This window comes from Emticicia sp. TH156, assembly GCF_002855535.1.
GTDB lineage: Bacteria > Bacteroidota > Bacteroidia > Cytophagales > Spirosomataceae > Emticicia > Emticicia fluvialis.
Genome location: NZ_PKRS01000004.1, coordinates 303,710 through 325,903 on the forward strand (window position 1 = coordinate 303,710; position 22,194 = coordinate 325,903).

Annotated in this window: 21 protein-coding genes; 10 read left to right on the forward strand and 11 right to left on the reverse strand. The window is 43.4% G+C overall.

Annotation, left to right across the window (positions count from 1 at the left end):
* The first annotated feature begins 84 nt into the window (after positions 1-84).
* The 3 genes from C0V77_RS09850 (at position 85) to C0V77_RS09860 (ending at position 2,269) form a co-directional block, all read left to right on the forward strand.
* A complete protein-coding gene (locus tag C0V77_RS09850; protein WP_101726177.1) occupies positions 85-744 on the forward strand; it encodes a hypothetical protein in 660 nt (219 codons plus the stop codon).
* A complete protein-coding gene (locus tag C0V77_RS09855) occupies positions 711-1,496 on the forward strand; it encodes a sensor histidine kinase (protein ID WP_101726178.1) in 786 nt (261 codons plus the stop codon). The genes C0V77_RS09850 and C0V77_RS09855 overlap by 34 nt, the downstream gene beginning before the upstream one ends.
* 98 nt (positions 1,497-1,594) lie before the next feature.
* Complete coding sequence (locus tag C0V77_RS09860; RefSeq protein ID WP_101726179.1) at positions 1,595-2,269, forward strand: response regulator transcription factor; 675 nt, start codon at positions 1,595-1,597, stop codon at positions 2,267-2,269.
* A 97-nt stretch (positions 2,270-2,366) separates the two neighbouring features.
* Here C0V77_RS09860 and C0V77_RS09865 read toward each other — a convergent pair whose 3' ends face one another.
* The 4 genes from C0V77_RS09865 to bla all read right to left on the reverse strand — a co-directional run bounded on the left by C0V77_RS09865 (position 2,367) and on the right by bla (position 7,175).
* Entirely contained in the window at positions 2,367-3,464 is a 1,098-nt protein-coding gene (locus C0V77_RS09865) for an acyl-CoA desaturase (protein ID WP_101726180.1), read from the reverse strand.
* A gap of 129 nt (positions 3,465-3,593) precedes the next feature.
* Positions 3,594-4,610, reverse strand: a complete 1,017-nt coding sequence (locus C0V77_RS09870) for a zinc-binding alcohol dehydrogenase family protein (RefSeq protein ID WP_101726181.1) — start codon at positions 4,608-4,610, stop codon at positions 3,594-3,596.
* Between the two features lie 242 nt (positions 4,611-4,852).
* Complete coding sequence (locus C0V77_RS09875; protein ID WP_173830534.1) at positions 4,853-6,220, reverse strand: FGGY-family carbohydrate kinase; 1,368 nt, start codon at positions 6,218-6,220, stop codon at positions 4,853-4,855.
* Positions 6,221-6,422: 202 nt separating this feature from the next.
* Positions 6,423-7,175 (reverse strand): subclass B1 metallo-beta-lactamase, encoded by a 753-nt coding sequence (gene bla, locus C0V77_RS09880; protein WP_101726182.1) that lies wholly within the window; start codon positions 7,173-7,175, stop codon positions 6,423-6,425.
* A 417-nt stretch (positions 7,176-7,592) separates the two neighbouring features.
* Here bla and C0V77_RS09890 point away from each other — a divergent pair, with 417 nt between their 5' ends.
* Positions 7,593-7,961, forward strand: coding sequence for a hypothetical protein (locus C0V77_RS09890; RefSeq protein WP_101726184.1), 369 nt, complete (start codon positions 7,593-7,595; stop codon positions 7,959-7,961).
* 100 nt (positions 7,962-8,061) lie between these two features.
* On the opposite strand, the gene C0V77_RS09895 is transcribed toward C0V77_RS09890, so the two are convergent.
* From C0V77_RS09895 to C0V77_RS09905, 3 genes are all read right to left on the reverse strand, one after another.
* Positions 8,062-8,406, reverse strand: a complete 345-nt coding sequence (locus tag C0V77_RS09895; protein WP_101726185.1) for an arsenate reductase ArsC — start codon at positions 8,404-8,406, stop codon at positions 8,062-8,064.
* A gap of 92 nt (positions 8,407-8,498) precedes the next feature.
* Entirely contained in the window at positions 8,499-9,344 is an 846-nt protein-coding gene (locus C0V77_RS09900) for an arsenite methyltransferase (RefSeq protein WP_101726293.1), read from the reverse strand.
* Between the two features lie 60 nt (positions 9,345-9,404).
* A complete protein-coding gene (locus C0V77_RS09905) occupies positions 9,405-9,740 on the reverse strand; it encodes a helix-turn-helix transcriptional regulator (protein ID WP_101726186.1) in 336 nt (111 codons plus the stop codon).
* Positions 9,741-10,033: 293 nt separating this feature from the next.
* Between C0V77_RS09905 and C0V77_RS09910 the strand changes: the two genes are divergently transcribed.
* The 4 genes from C0V77_RS09910 (at position 10,034) to C0V77_RS09925 (ending at position 13,728) form a co-directional block, all read left to right on the forward strand.
* Positions 10,034-10,963, forward strand: a complete 930-nt coding sequence (locus C0V77_RS09910; protein ID WP_101726294.1) for an oxidoreductase — start codon at positions 10,034-10,036, stop codon at positions 10,961-10,963.
* Positions 10,964-11,881: an AraC family transcriptional regulator gene (locus tag C0V77_RS09915; RefSeq protein WP_101726187.1), complete on the forward strand. Its 918-nt coding sequence runs from the start codon at positions 10,964-10,966 to the stop codon at positions 11,879-11,881.
* 247 nt (positions 11,882-12,128) lie between these two features.
* Positions 12,129-13,109: a glycosyltransferase gene (locus C0V77_RS09920; protein ID WP_101726188.1), complete on the forward strand. Its 981-nt coding sequence runs from the start codon at positions 12,129-12,131 to the stop codon at positions 13,107-13,109.
* 244 nt (positions 13,110-13,353) lie between these two features.
* Complete coding sequence (locus C0V77_RS09925; protein WP_101726189.1) at positions 13,354-13,728, forward strand: DUF1573 domain-containing protein; 375 nt, start codon at positions 13,354-13,356, stop codon at positions 13,726-13,728.
* A gap of 780 nt (positions 13,729-14,508) precedes the next feature.
* On the opposite strand, the gene C0V77_RS09930 is transcribed toward C0V77_RS09925, so the two are convergent.
* Positions 14,509-17,361, reverse strand: a complete 2,853-nt coding sequence (locus C0V77_RS09930) for an outer membrane beta-barrel protein (RefSeq protein WP_101726190.1) — start codon at positions 17,359-17,361, stop codon at positions 14,509-14,511.
* A 312-nt stretch (positions 17,362-17,673) separates the two neighbouring features.
* Here C0V77_RS09930 and C0V77_RS09940 point away from each other — a divergent pair, with 312 nt between their 5' ends.
* A complete protein-coding gene (locus C0V77_RS09940) occupies positions 17,674-18,393 on the forward strand; it encodes a prolyl oligopeptidase family serine peptidase (protein WP_229236251.1) in 720 nt (239 codons plus the stop codon).
* Positions 18,394-18,545: 152 nt separating this feature from the next.
* A complete protein-coding gene (locus tag C0V77_RS09945; RefSeq protein WP_101726193.1) occupies positions 18,546-18,809 on the forward strand; it encodes a hypothetical protein in 264 nt (87 codons plus the stop codon).
* 80 nt (positions 18,810-18,889) lie between these two features.
* Here C0V77_RS09945 and C0V77_RS09950 read toward each other — a convergent pair whose 3' ends face one another.
* The 3 genes from C0V77_RS09950 to C0V77_RS09960 form a co-directional block, all read right to left on the reverse strand.
* On the reverse strand, positions 18,890-19,867 hold the full coding sequence (locus C0V77_RS09950) for a hypothetical protein (RefSeq protein WP_101726194.1): 978 nt from the start codon (positions 19,865-19,867) through the stop codon (positions 18,890-18,892).
* 86 nt (positions 19,868-19,953) lie between these two features.
* Positions 19,954-20,373 carry a VOC family protein gene (locus C0V77_RS09955; protein WP_101726295.1) on the reverse strand — a complete coding sequence of 140 codons (420 nt, stop codon included), beginning with the start codon at positions 20,371-20,373 and terminating at the stop codon, positions 19,954-19,956.
* A 99-nt stretch (positions 20,374-20,472) separates the two neighbouring features.
* On the reverse strand, positions 20,473-22,188 hold the full coding sequence (locus C0V77_RS09960; protein ID WP_101726195.1) for a DNA polymerase/3'-5' exonuclease PolX: 1,716 nt from the start codon (positions 22,186-22,188) through the stop codon (positions 20,473-20,475).
* Between the last annotated feature and the right edge of the window lie 6 nt (positions 22,189-22,194).

A 22,194-nucleotide genomic window follows, 5' to 3' on the forward strand; every position in this document is an offset into this window, starting at 1 on the left:
AACACCTTTTTCTGAAAATATATATCCGGCAGGGCTGTCTGCCTACCTCCGGGTTATATAATTGACTATTAAAAAAGACACCCGATGCTTGTAAAAATTACAACGTGGCTGGTAACGTATGTTTCAGTTGTATTGCTTTTTCCGGTTGCCATTGCTGTGTATAGAAAAAAACACCTTACAAAAGAGCTGAAAGCCGTTGCTGTTTATTTATGCTTTGCGCTTTTTTCTGAGGTGGTGTCAATCGTTACTGCTGAATTGTTAAATAACAACCTGCCGTTTCTGCATTTCTATACCATCATTGAGTTTGCCATTATCAGCTGGTTCTATAAAACCTATCTGCAAAATTTTATACCAAAGGGTGTTTTTTATGTGGCTATTGCGCTTTTTTCGGTGCTTGCTGTGCTCAATTTTATATACGTGCAACCACTTACAGGGTTTAATACTTACCCACGTGGGCTGGAAAGCATCATTTTTGTTTTTTTTGCCCTGGCAACCTATTACAAGATGATTAAATCACTAGAGATTATTTACATAGAAAAATCTCCTTTGTTTTGGATTAATGCCGGTTTTCTGTTTTACTTTGCAGGGAGTCTGTTTTTATTTGTTCTCGGAAATTTGCTATTGAGGATGGACCTCCGCCTGAGTATGTTATCTTGGGCAATTCATGCCTGCCTGTTGGGTTTGACCTATATTTTTATTGCTATTGGTTTATGGTACAGCCCGCAACAACAGGAGCCCCGCTAGATATGTATGTGATGTTGATTGGTGGTACGTTGATGCTTTTAATGATGGCCTGCGGCATTGTAATTTTTATGGTGCTTTACCAACGCCGGATGCTTGAACACCGCATTCGTATTCAGGAAGCAGAAGCCAAGCACCAGCGCGAGCTGTTTTTTAGTGCGATGGATGCCATTGAGCAGGAACGCAAAAGGCTGGCCCGCGACCTGCACGACGAGGTGGGTGCGTCTTTGTCTGTAATGCGCCTGATGGTTAATGAGCTGCCCACCAGGCCGCAAATTACCACCGTGGGCTATAAACAGCTGATAGACAACATCATAGAAAACGTAAGGCGGATATCAAACGACCTGCTGCCACAAGGGCTGGAAGAGTTTGGCCTGCCTTATGCCATTGAAAGCCTGTGCGAAAAAGTGGCGGCCGTTGCCGGAATTGACATCAATCTAACTATAGTAATACCCGAGCAACCGGGCAACACCCAAAGCCTGGCCGTTTACAGGCTCTTGCAAGAGTTGCTGAATAATGCCGTAAAGCATGCTGAAGCCACAGAACTAACGCTATCGATAAGGAAAGAAAATACCTTTCTATACATTAAATATGCCGACAACGGCAGGGGCTTTGATTTTGTAGAAGCGTATCAGAAAAGAAGCCTTGGTCTTAAAAATATAGAGGCCCGAACCCGGCTGCTGAACGGCCAGACCAGGTTTGTTACATCTCCCGGTGCCGGCCTGAGAGTGGATATTGAAATTCCGGATTTGTAGGTACTTGCGTACCTAATATCAGTCTTCAACCTGCTACTGATTAAATACAAATTGAACTTTGTCAACCAGTACCTGTATAGGTTTGCTATACTATACTTATGAAGATGATTAAAATTGCTATTGCAGATGACCAGATTTTATTCAGAAAAGGGATGGCCGCCATCATTAATAATCTGGATAAAATGGAGATTATTTTAGAAGCCGACAACGGCAAGACTTTACTTGATGCCATTAAAACTGCTGAGGTAAAGCCCGATATTGTGTTGCTTGATTTATCAATGCCAGAACTGAACGGCATTGAAACCACCAGGATTCTGCACTCCGACTACCCGGATATCAGGATTATTGTGTTATCAGTGCATAGCGATGACCGCTTTGTGGCGCACCTCATGGAGCTGGGTATTAATGGCTATCTGTTTAAGAATGTTGAGCCTGCCGAAGTAGAAAAAGCTATTGTAACGGTAATTGAGAAGGGGTTTTATTTCAATGAGGTTTTTCTGAAAACCATGAAAGACCGCCTGACAGGCAAGAAACCCCGGCTGCTGATACCCCAGAACATACCATCGACGCTCACGCAGCGCGAACTGGAAGTGCTTGACCTCATCTGCCGCCAGTACACAGCGCAGGAAATTGCCGAGAAATTGTTTATCAGTATTCGTACCGTTGACGGCCACCGTAACAACCTGCTTGAAAAAACGGGTGTAAGAAACACGGCCGGGCTTGTTGTTTTTGCCATCAAAAATAACCTGCTGGACCCGGCGACGCTTTTGTGAATGAGCGGGCGGCGTTCCGCTGATTGAGCGATTGAGCGATTGAGCGGGCGGCGTTCCGCTCATTCACTCATTCAACGGAACGCCGCCCGCTAATTCACTAATTGGCTAACTTCCCGAGATGCTTCAGCATTCTGATGTGCGAGTCGAGGCCGTTAATGAACGATGCTTTGTCGTTATAGAGAATGCCGTATTCTTCGGCGGTGCTGCGTACAATGGGCGATATATAACGGTAATGCACGTGCGAAATATGCGGAAAAAGATGATGTTCAATCTGGTAGTCGAGCCCGCCGATATACCATGATAACAGGTAATTTCTGCTGGCAAAGTTAGAAGTGGTATTGAGCTGATGAATAGCCCAAGAGTTTTCGATATTACCTTTTTCGTCGGGCGATGGCTGGTGTGCGCCTTCTACCACGTGCGCCAGCTGAAAAATGGTGCTCAATATCAGCCCTGCTATGGCGTGCATGGTCATGAAACCAATCAGCCACTGGCCAAAGCTCAAATTTAAAACCACCATCGGCAAAACACCAATTACCAGAATATAAGCCACTTTGCCTATAAGCAGACGGAAAATCTCATTGCGCGGGTACGACTTTACCAGCCCGGTTTTAGACATCTCGTTATATAAAGCAATTTCTTTGAAGTCTTTCCAGAGAAAAGACAAGGTCATGAGGCTATATAAAAAGAAAGCATAAATATGCTGAAATCTGTGGATGCGTTTGAGTTTGTCGCTGCACGATAAACGAAGCAGAAACTTGCCGGTGATGTCTTCGTCTACTTCATGAATATTGGTAAAAGTATGATGCAGGCGGTTGTGTTGAATCTCCCAGTTGTAAACATTACCCCCAAGCAGGTACAAAGATGCACCAAAGAGGCGGTTGATCCAGTGATGCTCAGAAAACGAGCCGTGAATGGCGTCGTGCATGACAGACATACCTACTCCGGCAACACCCACACCCATCAGTATGGTAAGCAGCCACATTTGCCATAAGGCACATTGCCCACTTAAAATAAGCGCAAAAGAACCCAGGTAAAGAGACAACATACAAATTGCCTTTACCATAATTTTTTGTCCGCCTGTTTTCTGAATCTGATTTTCGTGGAAATAACTATCTACTTTTGAACGCAGAACTGAAAAAAAGAGCGATTTATCCTTATTAAGGAATTTCACTCTGCTGTATTTTGAAGGTTTCATTAAAGGGGTTTAAAGGGGTTAGGTAGTCCTTTCACAAGGTACTAACTTTCCCCTGAAGAATCTAGTAATATAACGCTTAAATGAAAAAAAATATTGTACTTAAGGAACTTTTTATTTTTTCATTCGCTTTTAAAGCGTTATTACGGCTTTTACCAGTTCATGCCCCGACTGCAGCAGGTGTTCAAAACTACCGGCCACGTCGGCAAAGGCCACGCGGTGGGTTATCCAGGCGTTGGTGTCTATACGGCCTTCTTCCATCCATTGAATGATATTAATAAAATCTTCCGGCAGGGCATTTCTGCTGGCAAAAATGGTGAGTTCTCGCCGGTGGAAAAGCGGGTCAAAGAAAGTCATATCTCCCTGAAACAAGCCTACAAATATAATTTTGCCGCCAAAGGCCGCCATTTCAAAGGTACGCATCATAGAGCCGGGGTTGCCGGTGGCATCAAAAATGGCCGTGGGCATATCGCCATCCAGTTGCGCTTTAACGGCCTCCAGGCTGTTGTCTGAGGCCACTACGGTGGCATCAGCCTGCATGGTATTTCTGGCAAAATTCAGGCGGGCCTCGTTTACGTCCAGCATCACTACTTTTGCACCTTTAATTTTGGCAAACTGCAAACAGGCCAGCCCTATGGGCCCCGCCCCTATTACCAGCACTTTGTCGGCCGCGGTAATACCTGAACGGTTAACGGCATGGCAGCCAATGCCCAGGGTTTCAACCAGCGCCAGTTGCTCAAAGTTCAGTTGAGCCGACGCATAAAGTTTGGCGGCAGGCAGTTTCAGGTATTCTGTCATGCCGCCGTCGGTATGCACGCCCAGCACCTGCAGGTTTTCGCAGCAATTGGTTTTGCCGTTACGGCAAGACTGGCAATGCCCGCAGTGCAGATACGGCTCAACGGCACAGCGGTCGCCGGGTTTCAGGTTGGTTACGGCAGTGCCGGTTTCTATCACTTCAACGCCCAGCTCATGGCCCAAAATGCGCGGATAAGAGAAAAAAGGCTGCCTACCGCGATAGGCGTGGTAATCTGTGCCGCAAATACCTATGCGGTGTACTTTTACAAGGGCCTCGTGTGGTTGTAAGGGAGCAGGCTCGCTCACCAATTGGTAGGCAAACTTTCCTGCTTCCTGTAAGGTTAGTGCTTTCATTTTATGTTCGATACTTTTTTATTTCCCCTACTCTTTTTAGAGGGGGTTGGGTATTTCCTGATTTTTTTAGCGAAACAACCGGGGTGGCTAAGCAGCCTGTAACACATTTTGAATGATTTGAGAAACCGGTTGAGCTTCAGTTTGGTATAAAAGCGCCTGAATAGGCTGAACTGAATGGTGCCACCCAATCACTTCATTTATTGCAGTTTAAATACCCCGATTCTAAATACTTTGCCGTAATTTTAATAATACCGCTTTAAACGAATAATCTGCTCGGGTATGGGTTGGGAGTTCCAGTGTTCGTGTATAACCAAAGCCGCACCTAATGCCGATGCCTGCGCAATTTCTGAGGCAAAAACCTGCTTGTGAAAAAACGCATCGGCCAGTAGATTCATAAAAATTTCGTTTTTAGAGAAACCACCTTCTACAAAAATCCTGCGTACGCCCTTTCGGCCTATGGTGAGGCGTAAAGAGGCTATCTGCTGCGCCACCAGGTCTAACATAAACTGGTGGTAGGCTTCTTCGTACGACTTAAACAGGTTGATGTTGCGTTCAACAAAGGGGCAGTCCAGGGTTACGTCGGCTGTTTCGGGGGTGGCTTGTTTGTATTTCTTGCGGAGGTGCATAATCAGGTTGGTATCAAACCTTACCTCTTTATAGTAATTAACATTTACATTATAATAATCGGCCAGATGTTTCACCTGCCGTTCGTGTTCATTGCCTGCAAAAATTCTGGATGCCTTCACCGGTTTGCCCTCATAATTCAGGTAAGACAGGCAATCTTTGGCCATTTCGGCACTGGTAAGCGGCTCTTCGTTAAACGGATTAAGGCTGATGGCCCAGGTACCGGTTGACAGCAGCACAAACTCTTCGTCAAAAGAACGCAGGTATGGCACCAATGCCGACGAACTATCGTGCACGCCTATGCCTATGGCCCGGCCTGTGGCGGTATCTACTACTACCTCATTGGTAAGTTTAGGTTTTTGCTGCACCGAGTGCAAGTGCTCTGCCTCTACCCAGGCGTGGTAGTTGTGTTTTTCGAAATCCCAAAGCAGGGTATGGCAACCCACGCTGGTGATTTCGGAAACGGGCTGGCCGGTAAACAAAAAGCTACAGTACTGAGGGAGATGCAATGAATGACGAATGAGATGAAAAAGCGACGGCTTCTGGTTTTTGAGCCAGTATAACTGCATAGCCGAATTGAGCATGCCGAGGTCTGGCGAGGCGGTTTGGCGATAGATATCGCTTCCGTATTTTTCTACAAAATCATTACGAAGCGTTTTAGGGAGGGTTTTCAGGTAATTATATAAGGCTGCCAGGGGTTTTCCGTTGCCGTCAAGGTGTACCAGGCTTGCACCATAGGCCGAGAAATTAAGTGCCCTGATATCATAGTCGGGGTTTTCTGACAGGACTTGAAAGCTGTTTTTAATCCAGTTTGTGAGTTGCAGGAGGTCGTCTGATGGAAAGCCGTCGTCATCGAGCGATTCATCAAGCTGCACCTGTTCTTCGTGTAGAATCTGATAATTCTGGTCGAAAACGAGTAACTTTTTATTTGTTTTACCAATATCAAAAACGGCACAAACCGGAATCGTGGCTTTCTTTTGTGTCATTGAGTTTTCATTTTTTAAGTTTCCAAAATTAAGAAACAGTTTTAATTATTCTTAACAGAACTTGTTTTATTGGGCATGAAACAACGATATTTTATTACTTAGCCACAAAAACAACGCCCGGGCTACTTTATATATAAAAGTAAGCCGGGCGGGCAGTATGAAACCATGAGCAGATTATGCCTAAAAAACACCGGTTGGGGCGCTACTTAAACAATTGAATGGTGTAGTCAAGCAATGACTGATTGCCGTATTCGCCATGCCCGGGTATCACAATTTTTGCTTTCGGGTAAGCGGCTTTTACTTTTTCAACCGTGGCCGACCATTCGGCCACGTTGGCGTCGCCCAGATAACCTTTGCTGGCATCTATTTCTTTGATGAGGCAGCCGCCAAACATGACGTCGTCAGGCGCAAAGTAACCCACAACGTTGTCTTTGGTATGGCCTTCGCCAAAGAACCTGGCTGTTGCCTGTTTTTTGCCAACTTTCAGGGTCAGCAGGTCTTTAAAGCCGTTTTGTGGCACAGGCATTTTGTCTTCCTTTGCCAGCTCAATTGTTTTAAAACTGGCATAAGACGGAATGTTATGCTGATGAAACGCATTGAGCCCACCGAGGCAGTCGGTATGAAAATGGGTAGGAATAACCGCTTTTATCTGGCAATGTAGCGTTTCTGTAACCCATTTTATGAGTTCTTCGGCGCTATTGTCTTTGGTGGGGGTGTCGAAAACTATAACCTCATGGCCGTTTCTGACCACCAGGCCGTTACACGGTACATTGCCGAAGTCGTTGGTTTGGTGATACGATACATGCAGGAAAGAATTATCGGCAATCTGGGTAATGATCAGGTCTTTTGACTGATACACTTCTTTAGGTGTAAATGCCTTGTTTTTTTGGGCATGGGTACTAAAAACAAATACCTGTAGTAGTAATAATAAGAATGTTTGTGAAAGATTTTTCATTTTTTCTTCCTGCTGTTAAGAGTGATTTTTTAGGATAAATAGCACGATTTTTTTTGAGCTTACCAAAGGTACAGAAATTTATAGTCAGCCTCAAAAGACCTGCCAAGAGTTTTTTTTTAAATAATCTGGTGCGTTTTTCTTGTAGATTTTCAGGCAAAAAGCAGGGGTTGGGCTTCGTTTTTGTGGCGCTTCTTTTGTACCTTTGCATCGGCAATTAATGCACCTTTCAATTACCGGCTCACCCATTTTTTTGTTGTCATGGGTTTGCTGCTTCTGTTTGTCGGCAAATGTTTCTCGCTTAAAAGTGTTAAGTATATATACTCACCTTAAAAAAATATTAATACTCATTTTTTCTGCAACTTTTGAGTACTTATACCCGTTATATAGGTAGTACAAACAAAAATTATTCGAAAAAAAATGAGAACTAAAATAAGCACCCTGGTGGTGTTGGCGGCTTTGGCCGTTGCATCTACCGCATACGCGCAAAGTAAGGCTTCGCAGCCGGTTAACTATAAACAGCAGAATATGCTGCTGGCCAAAAAAAGTAAGCAGGCGGAATCGAGCAGGATTGCGATTTCAAACGATTACTCAACCAACCCGTTGGATAATCACCGCAATTACAAAGCACATTCAGGTGCCCCTAAAGCCAACAAAGTTGTTTTTGACGTAAAGTTGGGTAACAGGCACAGAAACTATAAACAAAAGAATTTGCTTACTTCAAACGGCTATAAAGAAGCCAACAAGCAAGCGCAGGAAATTGAACGAGAGGAATTGGTTTTGAAGTAACAGAGCGCGGTAAGAGAATTGTTCAATAAGAAAAGGTAGCCTTTTAGGTTACCTTTTTGCATTTCAGGGCATTGTAAAGAGGCATTGGCCCGCTTATATTTCAGAGCTGTGCAGCCACAAAATTCTGAAGATACTCTTTTATCAGATTACGTACCCGATGGAACTCCGCCTTGTTTGCTTCTTCTGAGGCGCCTTTAAATTGGGATGGGTCCGGGAAATTATGGTGCAACTGCCACACTGCCCCCGGAAAAACCGGACAGCGTTCAAGGGCGTTGTGGCATACGGTAATTACGTAGTCGAAATCAATATGAGCGTATTCATCAACATTGTTTGAGGTATGCCCGCTGATATCGATGCCGTCTTCCTGCATGGTGGCTATGGCACCCGGGTTTAGCCCGTGGGTTTCTACGCCTGCACTTTTTTCATTCGTTAGGGTTATGTTTATATGGTAAAATAAAAATTATTTGGGGGCTTTGTATATGCCCCCCTACGGATTATCAATCCGTAGTACGAAACACGGATTACCCATCCGTGATACTAACAACACCCAGCCCCCGGAGCGCAGCATTTGAGGCCCTCTTTTTCGGCATAAACTGTAATGCTGAAAATACCCGACGTACTGTTTCTGAAATCAGCAATTTCAGCCGGGCTCAGGTAATTGGCCAGAATGTCGTCAGGCACAATAATAGGCTTTTCTTTCTGAATTATGATATTCTGAAAGCCGGAATCTGCAATCATTTGCAGGTACTCATCTTTCTGAATAGCCCCGGCGACGCATCCGGCATACATTTCGGCGGCCTCTTTCAGTTTTTCGGGCAGGTGGCCAGTCAGTACAATGTCTGAAATACTAAAATGCCCGCCGGGTTTCAGGATACGCTTGATTTCAGCAAAAACGGCTGCCTTGTTGGGCACCAGGTTAAGCACACAGTTACTCACAACCACATCGGCGCGGTTGTCTCGCAACGGAATATCCTCAATATCTCCCTGACGGAACTCCACATTGGTGTAATTCAGCTTTGCGGCGTTGATACGCGCCTTCTCAATCATGGCAGACGTAAAATCAATACCAATTACGCGGCCGGTTTCTCCGGTTTCGGCACGTGCCACAAAGCAATCGTTGCCGGCACCCGAGCCCAGGTCAACCACGGTGTCGCCTTTGCTTATGCGGGCAAACTGCGTGGGCAAACCGCAGCCCAGGCCCAGGTCGGCATCGGTAGTGTAGCCGTTCAGATTCGTATAATCGTCGGCCATGATGTTGTAAACCTCTGTTGAGCAGCCGCCTGCTCCGCAGCAAGAGGCACGATTCAGGTCTGCATCCTGCAAGGCAATTTCGCTGTACTTCTCCTGTACCAGTTGTTTCAGGTTTTGTTCTGTGTTTGTCATTGTTTGATTAAGTTTTATGGTGTATGACGTAAACATACGACAAATATGTGCAAAAAATTTTTAACAGCACTCTGCCTGTGAATTAGCCAGAGCCGATTCAAAAAACAATTGAAATAGCGCTTTTACGCGTGCTACCACCTGCATATCCAGACAATAGCAAACATGCTGCCCGCTAACTTCGCCCTGAATAATGCCCAGCTCTTTCAGCTCCTGCAAGTGTTGCGACACCGTGGTACGGCTCAGGGGTAGTTCGTTAGAGATATCGCCCGATACACACACCTGCTTTTTTGCCAGAAACTGAATAATGGCCACACGCGCCGGATGCGACAAAGCCTTGGCAATCTGGGCGATTTCCTGCTGCTGCACATCAAAAAGACTGGTTTTGGCGTATGTCATGGGGTTTGATTTGAATTATGACGTAAATATACGACATTGGCATTTATGTTCCAAGTCTTTTGAAATAATTATATTGTCAACCCGCACACAACCAGCTAAGCAAACTTATTGAAATAAGTTGCTTGTCAGGTTGGTTTCAGAAGGAAACCAGAATGCGTGTTCATAAAGCATTACCAAAAAAGGAGGTAGCCATTAAAAATTACCCAGGATTTGGATACATCATTCAGAGATTTGATTACAAAATCTATTTTTTGTTTGCTGAACTTTGTACCAACAACAAAAATCAAAACAAAATGGCAAAATCAAATTGGAATGCAGACAATATTCCTTCACAAATCGGGAAAACAATACTTATTACAGGTGCAAATAGTGGCATTGGCCTTGAAGCATCAAAAGTTTTATGCAGCAAAGGTGCTTACGTAATTATGGCAGTGCGTAACCTTCAAAAAGGGGAAGAAGCAGCTGGCCAAATCAAAGCAACCAACCCAAACGCAAAAATTGATGTGATGCTACTGGACCTGGCCGACTTTGACTCAATTAAAAAGTTTTCTGAGCAATTTCATCTGAAGTATAATCAATTGCATGTTTTAATAAACAATGCAGGTGTAATGGCTCCTCAGAAACGTGAACTAACGAAACAAGGCTTTGAAGTGCAGCTGGGTGCAAACCATCTGGGGCATTTTTTGCTTACAGGTTTACTGCTTGACGTGTTGAAGAAAACCCCGGGTGCACGAATTGCCACCCAGAGCAGTCTGGTTCATAAAGAAAAACAATTTGGCGGGGCTGACATTTTTTTTGACGACCTGAATTTTGAGAAGTCGTACAATAAAGACTATGCTTATGGACAAAGCAAACTGGCGAACCTTCTTTTTACGTACGAGCTGGACAGAAGGCTGAAAGCCAGTAATTCACCAATAATTGCCACTGTTGCTCACCCTGGTTATACCAAAACCAACCTTCAGAAAAACTATGGTTTTTTTGTGTCAGTATTAATGAATACCCTACTTGCACAGAACGTAGAAACCGGGGCTTTGCCTATTTTAAGGGCCGCTACGGAAGAGAAACTGAGGGGTTCGGAGTTTTTTGGCCCAACTAGAATGAATGAAATGAAAGGATTCCCTGAACTGGTAACATCAAGTGACAAATCGTATGATAAATTACTTGCAAAAAAGCTATGGGATATTTCAGAAAAACTAACCGGTTTTATTTATAATTTTGGCTAAATGAAAAGGAAGGAAAATAGAATTGTTGCTGTTAATTCCATATCTGAATTATACAGAATATCAGGATTGCCAAAGCCGAAACATCCGCTTATTGGATTAATAAATTTGGGCGATGTTGCTACGGAGGCACATCATGAACCTGTAAGTATCGTTTTAAACTTCTATACGGTTTCGCTGAAACATTGTATGGGTAGCAAAATGAAATACGGGCAAAATTATTACGATTTTGATGAAGGCGTTTTGGCTTTTATGGAACCCGGACAAATAATTTCTGATAATGGAGCAGACCACCAACCTGAGGGCTGGTGGCTGGTTTTTCATGCCGATTTTATCAGAAATTACCCGCTGGGAAAAACAATTAAAGACTATGGTTTCTTTTCCTATTCAGTAAACGAAGCCCTGCATTTAAGTGAAGATGAAGAGCGCATGATTGAATCAATCTTAAAAAGTATTGAAGCAGAGTTTAACCATTCAATTGACGCCTTTAGCCAGGACGTAATGGTTTCACAGTTAGAATTATTACTGAATTACTCCAACCGTTTTTATAATCGTCAGTTTATTACACGTAAAACGGCAAACGGCGATTTGCTTACAAAACTGGAAACCTTGTTAGACGATTATTTCAGCGGCGACAAATTAGCACTTTCAGGCTTGCCTAGTGTTCAGTACTTTGCCGACAAACTGAATGTATCAGCCAATTACTTAAGCGATATGCTACGTATTTTAACGGGGCAAAGTACGCAGCAACACATTCATAATAAAATGATTGAAAAAGCAAAAGAATCATTGGCGGCCACAAATCTTTCAGTTAGTGAAATTGCCTACCAACTGGGTTTTGAGCATCCTCAATCTTTCAACAAATTGTTTAAGAGTAAAACTAGTTTATCACCACTTAAATACCGCGAATCATTTAATTAAAAAAAATGAACATTTATTGGTCATTATAAGAATCGTCCCGAATTGGTTTTGCTTTACCAGGCACATTTTTTCTACTTGTTTTGGCCTTCTTTTTTTGCCTGCCTACAAAAACGTATGGATGAATCACAAAGCCGTAGAGACCAAAACCTTAAAATACCCAAAAGCATAACAATAGTTTTACTCCAGATCCGTTACTTATTCAATAAGTGGCTATACTTTTGCTTTCTTAAATCCGCATTTATATAAAATGAACATTCTGATTTGTAGTAACTCAGTTTTGCCTGTGACTAAATATGGTGGTAGTGAACGTATCATTTGGTGGTTAGGTGAAGAATTAACAAAAATGGGCCATAAAGTTACATTTATTGCGCCCAAAGGTACAAAGAGCAGCTTTGCGAAGGTTATACATTACAACCCGGAAATACCGCTGGCAAGGCAAATTCCTGAGGAAACAGACATTGTACATCTCTACGAGAAACCAAAAGAGCCGTTGCCGAAACCTTATATTGTAATGATACAAGGTAACAAAAACGACTTTGAAGCGTGTGACGAAAACACCGTTTTTGTATCCAGAAATCATGCTGAAAGATATGGGTCTGACGCCTTTGTGTATAACGGCCTGAAGCTGGAAGAATACGGCAAACCAGATTTTAAGGCGCCGCGCACACATCTGCATTTTCTGGCCAAGGCTGCCTGGCGCATAAAAAACGTAAAAGGGGCCATAAGCATAGCCCGGGCCAGTGGCAACAAACTGGCTGTGCTGGGCGGCACCAGGCTCAATATTAAAATGGGCTTCCGGTTTACCCCCTACCCCAGCATTCGTTTTTATGGTATGATAGGCGGCGAAGAGAAAAACCAGTTGCTGCGTACGTCAAAAGGTTTACTGTTTCCGGTTTTGTGGCATGAGCCTTTCGGTATTGCTATTATTGAGAGTATGTATATGGGCAGCCCTGTGTTTGGCACGCCGTATGGGTCTTTGCCAGAACTGGTACCCGCCGGAATGGGCGTGCTGTCAGACAAGAAATCGGTACTGATTGAGGCGCTGGCGGATGTTGATAGCTACGACAACAAACGGTGCTCGGAGTACATAGCAGATAACTTTACTATGGCACAAACAACCCGCAAGTATATTGAGTATTACGAAACTGTACTGAACGGCAGGAAGATTAACTCTAAACCACCGAAACTGAAAGAAATGCCGCCCAAGTTTTTGCCGTTTTATGAGTAGGAATATTGAATATATCGATAGCGTATTCAAGATGCTATTGGTGTACCCGGTGGCCTGACGTTTACCGCCACCGGGTATATTTGCACGCCAAAGACTAACGCCGCGCTGCTTTCATGCGCAATGAGCCTGCTGCTTACATTTATCCTGACTATTTATTGAGAGGAATCTGAATTTCTGCTATATTTGAGTAAATTGCTGTGCCCAATAGTGCATAGAGCTTTACTGAAACTTTTCTGAATCAAAAATGAAATACGCTGTACTTTTGCTGGCGGCCTGTCTGTTTTCGTGTAGTGAGGGCGAGAAAATTGCCGAAATAAAGATGGAACGCGATACTATCAACTTTAACACTATCCCGCAGGGAAAGGTTATCCTGATTCCCTTCAAATACAAAAATGTGGGAAATACCGAGCTAAAAATAAAAAAATTAGACTCCAGTTGCCCCTGCATAAAAATAGTATCAACCGGCAATAATATTCTGCCTGACGAAACCGGAGAAATCTGGATTTCATACGATAGCAGCCAGGACTCGGCACAAGTTGAACAATCTGTTGTGATTGAAACTAATACCAAAACTGTACTACATACACTTACGCTGAAGGGGGTGGTTAGCCGAAAGTAATATCTGCATTGGAAAGGATTAAAACCGGATGGATGGCATACTTAAAACGATTGGTCGACAGCCTGCCAGTGGTGTATTGAATCAGTAATTTAATTCTCTAAAAACAAGACCCTCTTCGCCTGATACCTTTAAATAAAAAAGTTATTTATCCCTTGCATTGCTACTCAGGAATTTAATAAATTTATCCGACTAACAAGTTCGTTTAACCTCTCGCTTATATTGCTTGCATTAAGATGATTTGAATTGAAAGAATCGGCAGTATTACTGCTGAAAATCAGCATAGAGCAATTTTCAGCTAACTTGTTGATACGCCAAAACAGGTAAATGCGCAAGTATAGCCTTGTATCCTCTTGTTAACCGCTCGCAACTGAACAAAGCTTTTATAAGCACGGATTTTGTTTTACCAATCGCTTGCTGTTTTGGCTTAGGTGCGTTTATTAATCCAGTTGCATTCCACATCGCCAAGCGAAAGAAAACTAATGTATCGGCCGTTTTTGTCAACACGCAGATAAATAAGCTATCCTTGCCTGCCTCCTACTGTCTAGCCAAATATTCATGAATAAGCTGGTGCCGACTGTTGGATAATAGTTTATCAGCAATTGATTTTGCGTGGGTTATCCTGCCAGAAATTAGTTCGTTCGTTAAGTAACACGCCAATATTTAATTGGCACATAGAACCGGTACTGTTGAAGTTTATAACAACAAAGGGGCTGTATCTTGGTATTACCTGTTTTAGCAAGACTTTTATACAGCCCCTTATTTTATAAACAGTATCGCAGACTACAATCTGAAGTTACGCAGGTTGTAAGTGAAGGTAACCATATAATACCGGCCCAGCACCATGTTTCTTACGTCTTCTACATAGGCCGTTGATACATTACGGCTGATGCTGTTGTTTTGTTTCAGAATATCAAACACATTAAAGCGGAGCTCGGCTGCCTGTTTTTTCAGGAATTTGTAGCCCAAACCGCCATTCCATAAAGTAAAGTTTCTGTTGTAGCCCGCACCCAGACCTGAGAAAGCCTGATTGACCACCTCGGTTTGTAACACAAAGCCTTTGCCAAACAACCAATTCACTTTGGCGTTGGTGTTCTGGGTCAGGAAGTTGCTGTTCAGATTAGCCTGCAAGCTGTTGCGCACAATGTTGTAGCTGGGCGAATAAGACACGGTGAAGTCGAACTTCTCGCTCATACTGCTGCTTATTACCACGCCACCGTTAATGCCATAGTTATTGGTAAAACTTTTCACGTTGTTTATCAGGTTGGGGTTTTTAAGGTAAGATACCCCCGCATTGAAATTAACGTTTGATTTAATGGCCGAAACCGGTAAACCATAACTTACAAAAGAGCGAACGTTCAGCAGGCCATCCATATTAACCGGCTTGGTAAGCTGCGACCCTCTGAAAAGAATGATGCCGTCGGCCAGTTGATAATCTTTATCGGCAATAAAGGTTGACTGCACAATGGCATTGTTTGAGTAACTGAAGTTACCGAATATATTGAAGCTCTGGGCTGTTTTAGACTGTGTTGAACCAAAACGGAAAGAAACCGAGTGGCTGTAGTCTTGTTTCAGGTCAGGGTTACCGGTTGAAAGCTGCGTAGGGTTGCTGTTGTTGATAACATCCTGCAACTGATTAACCGAAGGCGCATTGGTGCTGGTACGGTAAAACACCCTGATGTTGGCTTTGTTCTGAAAACGGTAGTTGAACATAGCATTGGGCAACACACTGTTGAAAGTGTACTTCACGTTCTGAGCCGTTGGGTAGGTTTGCTCGCTGGCCAGCTGGGCGTTCTGATACGCCGCCCCAACCGTGAAAAACGACTGCTGATTGCGGATACGATAACTTACACCAGTACGGTTGGTAAGGTAATCGTTATCAAAAACCGAGCTTAAAGACTGGTTAAGAATAGAATAAGTATCAGTTTTTTCGTCGAAAGCATTGACACGCCTGTCGGAGGTACTCAGGTTGTAAGATATGTTGTGGTCGAACTGAATCTGGCCTGTTTTACCAACAGGCTCGGTATAGGTTGCAATGGCCGACACCCGGTTGCTGTACGTATAAGAGCGCGTTTGCTGATTAATGATCTGGGTGGTGTCGTTCGGTGAAAAATACCGGCTTAGCGAATACTGGCTGCTCAGGCCTGTTCTGTCGCTCAGGTTATCCTGCAGGCTTAACGAGAACGTGCGGCCCTCTTTGGTAAAACGGTGACGGAAAAGTACCTCACCCGATAAGTTATACCCTTTATTGTTTGCGTTACGCGTAGTACTGGTGGTGTTTTGCAAGGCACCCTGCAACATGGTTTTGCCATCCTGCATAGAGTAGGTGTCGTTATCCTGCCAGCTAATACGCGGTGTAAATATAATAGAGTTGTTTTTGTTGATGTTGTATTCCAGACGCATAGTAACGCGGTGGTTCAGGTTGTCGTTTTCCGAACCGTTGATTTCTGTATATGTCTGGGGAATAGTACCCAGGTACTCGCGGTTGGCAGAGCCTGAGTTGCTGTTTTTAGCCGAGTTAAAAAAGTAGCTGGTGTTTAGTTTTACTTTTTTGCCGAGGTTGTCGCTGTAATTAAGACCGATAGATGTAGTGTGGGCAATACCCGGTTGCTGGCCAACCATAAAGTCTCCGGCGTTGGTTCCGCCGCCACCGCCACCGGGGCGTCCGCCGCCGCCGAAGCCTCCACCTCCTCCGCCACCACCTGGACGGGCGCCGCCGCCACCGGCAAAGCCACCGGCACCGCCGCCAAAGCCACCACCGCCTGACGAGCCAAGCACACCCAGGATATCCTGATTAGAAAAATTCTGCTGATTAATGTTATTAGACAGGCCAATGATAGTTAGCCGCTGGTCTTTTTTGAAGAGATTCATACTCACACCCGACTGATAGCGGTCGTTTTCGCCATAACCAGCGTAAACCTTACCAAACTGGCCGTTATTTTTGCCTTGCAGGGTTGTAATATTAATGGTTTTAACAGAGTTACCGTCGTCAAAGCCAGTAAACTGGGCTTGCTCGCTGAGGCGGTCAAATACCTGTACTTTATCTATAATTTCGGCCGGCAGGTTTTTAAGCGCCAGCGTGGCATCGTCGCCAAAAAACTCCTGTCCGTCAACCGTTACTTTTTTTACTTCTTCGCCCTGTGCTTTTACCACGCCGTTTTCAATGGTAACGCCTGGCATTTTTTTCACCAGGTCTTCGGCCGAAGCATCGGGGTTGGTTTTAAAGGCATTGGCGTTAAACTGAACGGTATCACCTTTTTGTTCTACCCTTATCTGCTTTTCGCGCACAATTACCTCACTTAGCTGGCGGGCGTTTTCGCCCATTATCAGCACACCCAGGTTTTTGTTGGTAGTGCCTACGGTTATTTTGCTGCGGAGGTCGTCATACCCGATAGACGTAACGCGCAGCAGGTAGGCACCTGCCTGCACACCCGTGAAACGGAAAAAACCGGCGGTATCAGCCTGTACACCCTTTCGCTGGGTGCTATCGGCCTGGTTTATCAGTAATACGCTGGCACCAACCACTGAAATTTTGGTTTTGGCCTCCTGCACTTTGCCGGTAACTTCTACTCCCTGAGCAAACAAGCCCACCGAAACCAGCAGGGCAATGGATAATAAAAATAGATGCTTCTTCATTGGATATTTTTCGTTGACATCAATTAGAGCAACAAATAGACTTAAAGTTTAGTGACTACCGTTCATTAGGCGACCAATCTGCAACTTGTGTAGATAAAACATATTAAAGCTGTCGATTATAGATACTTGTGCTATTGTATTAATCTAATATAACGCTGAATATAAAATTAAAAAAAAATTAATTTCAATGGTAATGGTTTTAAAGTGGCGTAGCTAATTTGTAATTAAATCAAATAAAAATTGCTAATTTGCAAATACACTTATATGCGCTTTACAAATTACTGATAATCAATTTATTATTATTAAGCTACTATGTGCGTTTTTCGGGTTTTGCTATTGTATTACCGGCTTTTATGCTGTTATCTTTTGGTTTTTGCGGCCAGGCCATTGCTGGCACAAATGCCAGACAAACCCCAGGTGAAGTATAAATATTTATTGTACTTACCCAAGGACTACGACAAAAAAACTGTGCCATATCCGGTTATTATCTATTTGCATGGAAGCTCGCACCGGGGCAAAGACCTCAACAAACTGAAAGGCTACGGCATACCGCAACTGATTGCACAGGGAAAAGAATTTGATTTTATAATTGCATCACCACAATGCCCTGATGGCAAAAGCTGGGGCAGCGACAACTGGTTTGACCTACTGTATGATGAACTGAAAACCCGATACAGAATTGACCCGACCCGTGTGTACCTGACAGGCATAAGCCTGGGAGGCAATGGTACTTTTGTGGCCGGAGCCGCCCACGCCAGTAAATTGGCAGCGCTGGTGCCATTGTGTGGGTGGGTAGGTGAAAATGAATTGGGCCAGCTATGCCAAAACCTGAAAGAAAAACCCATTTATACGTATCATGGCACGGCAGATACTATTGTTGATATAAACGAGACCGAGCGCATTGTAAAAGCCCTGGAGGCTTGCAACGGAAATATTGCGTTTAAAAGGCTGGAAAACGAAGGGCATGGCATTCAGTTTCTCTACGAAAAACCGGAGATTTATGACTGGATGCTGCAATGGCGGTTAAAATAGAAGGCTGAAATTTTGGTACTGCCGTTCTAAGAACAGCAAACAAACTGACTCAATTGAAATGGAGCCAAACAGAGGGGCTTCAAAAAAAAATTTATTGAACGGCACTTAGAACGACTGCAGAAAAGATTTACATTAGTAGAAAAAACAACGCTATGGAATCGCTAAAAAATACGCTCAATTTTTATGAACTGATACTGGCACCATTTATGGTATTGATGCTCTTATCAAACCTTGGCTTGATTACAGCCGAAACTTTTGCCATTATATTGCTGCTGTGGTCGTTGGTGTATCATCCTTATATTTCCGGCAGCAGGTTAGTTGCATTGGGCAAAATCAGAAAACAGGAATTGAAGTACAATTTTATTCCGTTCTGGAATCTGAAGTATTTCGACGTTTTGTTTTTGGGGAAAGGCTAAATCCTTTTGGCATTGGCATTTATTGGTAGCGCATCTGCCCCGGTTTGGCTGAATGTTGATTCAGTCATACCGGGGATTCACTATTCTTCTTTTGGTTTTTCAATTGGTATGCGTTTATCTATGCAATATTCATAAATTTCAGAATCATTAATGAAATATTTATCACAAAATTCATCAAGTTCTTTTTCTGTCGACTTATAATATCTTTCCTCTGCTGTCAAGAGTTTTTCAGCCTGCTCTATAAATTTTTCAAATTCACTATTTATTTTACAAAGTTTATCAATCGTTTTAAAATCTAAATCGTGGTATCGGGCTGTAAATAGAACTCGGCTTTGATATGGGTTTGATTCTATTTTAATTATACCAATTCCAAAAGATTCATTTAATCTTGCCATTTCTTCAGTCAAACTATCACTATATTCAAAAACAACTAAGTATCCATAATTCGCCCAACTTGAATTTGAAACTGCCTGAAAAAAAGCTCTTTTTAGTTCGCTATCACTATTTATTTCTTTCTTAATTTCATACGAACTAAGTTTGAAAGTATCTACCTTATTAATTGCCTTAATGAAATTTTGACTTGCCTTGCTTCTTAAATTTAAGAACTTTATCCCAACTATATCCGGGTGAGTCCATATTTGATTATTATCATTTCCATTGGATTGTTCATGGAAGATTGTTTTAGAATAAATTTCTGTATTCTTTAAATAACTGCTTAAAAGCTTATGTAAATCTCTTTCTTGAAAAGCTTTTGTTTTTACTTTATTTTCAATCTTATCTGGAACTACTTTATTGTCTCCTGAAAGGATTTCAATTTCAACTGATTGCTCATTTTTAGTTAAATAATATAAATAGGATCCCGACTTTTTAATTCTTTTTACTCGCGAATCGCCAATTCTGATAAAATCCCCTAATTGTGCTGAAACCGTTGAAGAAGGTGTTTTAGAATCTTTGAAATCTATATAATTCTTTAAAATAATATGATTTGTTATGTCATTATAATTCGTCAAACCTCCAATTTCTTCTAAACTTTTTAGTATTGCCTCTTTTATAGTCATTTGATATATTTAATTTATTAGGCGATAAACTATTTTTTTCTAAATAAAAGGTAACATTTCAAAATTTTGCGCTCGGGCAAACTGATTCATTTATTACCCAAACCCCAACTCAACTGCCAGCTCAATCCAAATTTATCGGCAATGAAGGCGAATTTCTTGCTGAAGGGGTACTCACCCAGGGGCATCATAATCATGCCGCCTTCCGACAGACTGCTGTAAAGGGCATCTATTTCTTCTTCGGTTTCACAATTGACGTAGACCGACACCGCTGGCGTAAAACTGAACTGGTGCGCAAAGCTGCTGTCTATGGCCATATAGGTTTGCCCCGCCAAAGTAAAGGTGGCGTGCTTCACTTTTCCTTTATGGCCGCCCGGTTCGTCGGTTTCATAATGTTCTATGTGCTGAATGGCTGAATCCTTAAATAAGGATACGTAAAACCTGATGGCCTCTTCGGCTTTGCCGTATTGCTCACCGACAAACATCAGAAAAGTAATGGTTTTTTGCATAGCTTTCATGTTTATTGCTTCTGCTGTTAACTTTCAGGAAATTTTATTTATTATTTTTTCTTAGTGAGACGCTGCGTCTATAAAAAACCCAAACAACTTTCATTTTACCCTTTGTTTCCGTTGCGCCAAAAAAGCTTCTATTTCCGCCAGGCTCAGGGCATTGAAGGTCATGCTGGTGGTAAGGCCGCCTTTGCGGGCTACTGCTACGCCATAGTGCATATCCATGTAGCCATCCATTTCGTGGGCATCGGGGTTTATGCTCAGCCTTACGCCTTTTTCAAGGGCATATTGTATCCAGCGCCAGTCTAAATCAAGGCGGTATGGGCTGGCGTTGATTTCTATCACCACGCCGTTCGCCGCACAACTGTCTATAACGACCTTGTAGTCTATGGGGTATCCTTGCCTTGATAGCAGCAGCCTGCCTGTTGGGTGCCCCAGAATAGTAGTATATGGGTTTTCGATGGCTTTCAGGAGGCGTTCGGTGGCGCGTGCTTCTGTCATGTTCAGGTTCGAGTGGACCGACGCCACCACAAAATCAAAAGTAGCCAGCACCTCATCGGGGTAATCCAGTGAGCCATCGCCCAGAATATCCGACTCAATGCCTTTCAGAATTTTAAAGGGCTTGCCTCCGCCTGCATTCAGTTTTTGGTTCAGTTCTTCAATTTCGGTATGCTGTTGCATTACTTTATGCACACCCAGCCCCGATGCATACTGCGCCGACTGCGAGTGGTCGGCGATGCCGAGGTACTCAAAGCCCAGTTCCTGACAATAGCGCGCCATTTGCTCGAGCGAATGCCGGCCGTCAGAATACGTAGAGTGGTTATGCAAAATACCTTTCAGGCCCTGCCAGGTTATCAGGTCTTCGTTTTTGTGGTTGTTTATCCACTCAAACTCGCCTGCGCCTTCGCGCATTTCGGGTATGATGTATGGTATGCCGTATTTTTCGTAAATCTCTTCTTCGGTGCTGATACCCTGCGCTGCGCTTATCTGCATCAGGGTTTTGCCCTGCTCGTTTTTATGTTTCAGGTGGCTGATATCTGCCGAATATATAAACTGCTTTTGCACCAGCTGGCTGGCAGGCACAAACCTGATTTCGAGGTCTATTTTGTTATCCAGGTATTTACCGCGCCAGGTAAAGGGCGACGATATGCGGGGGTTTTCAGCAAAACTTTCAGGCAAATGTGTAAAGAAACCATGCGCTTTGGGTGCTTCGTCAGTTACCAGAAACAGCAATGAATCAACGATTTCGTTTTTACGGCGCACCTGTCCAGATACCTCTGCCTTGCTGAAATACTTTTTCAGATCTGCTGCAATGGTTTCTGCCAGCGCTTCGGCTTTATCCATGCGAAGTTTACCTGCCTGGCTTTGCAAAAAAACGATTGATTCCAGTATAGAATCCTGCGTTTTGCCGCCAAAGCCTTTTACTTTGCCCAGGGTGCCGTTTTCGCAGGCTATCTGCAAATCATTGATATTGTCTATGCCCACTTCTTTCCATAGCACTTTTATTTTCTTAACCCCTATGCCCTTTATTTTGAACATGTCAATCACGCCCTCGGGGGTATTAGTCAACAAATCCTGTAACTCTTTCAGGGTTCCGGTAGTTACTATCTCAAGCACTTTGCCTGCCACGGTTTTGCCCACGCCCTGCACCTGTGTAAGTTGGGTGAGGTCCATACCGGCGAGGTCTCCGGTAAATTTGTCGAGGTAATAAACGGCGTTGGTATAAGCTCTTATCCGAAACTCGTCGGCATCGTGCAATTCCATTAACTTTGCAGTCAGTTCAAGTGTTTCAACTATGTATTCGTTAGTAACCATTTGTAG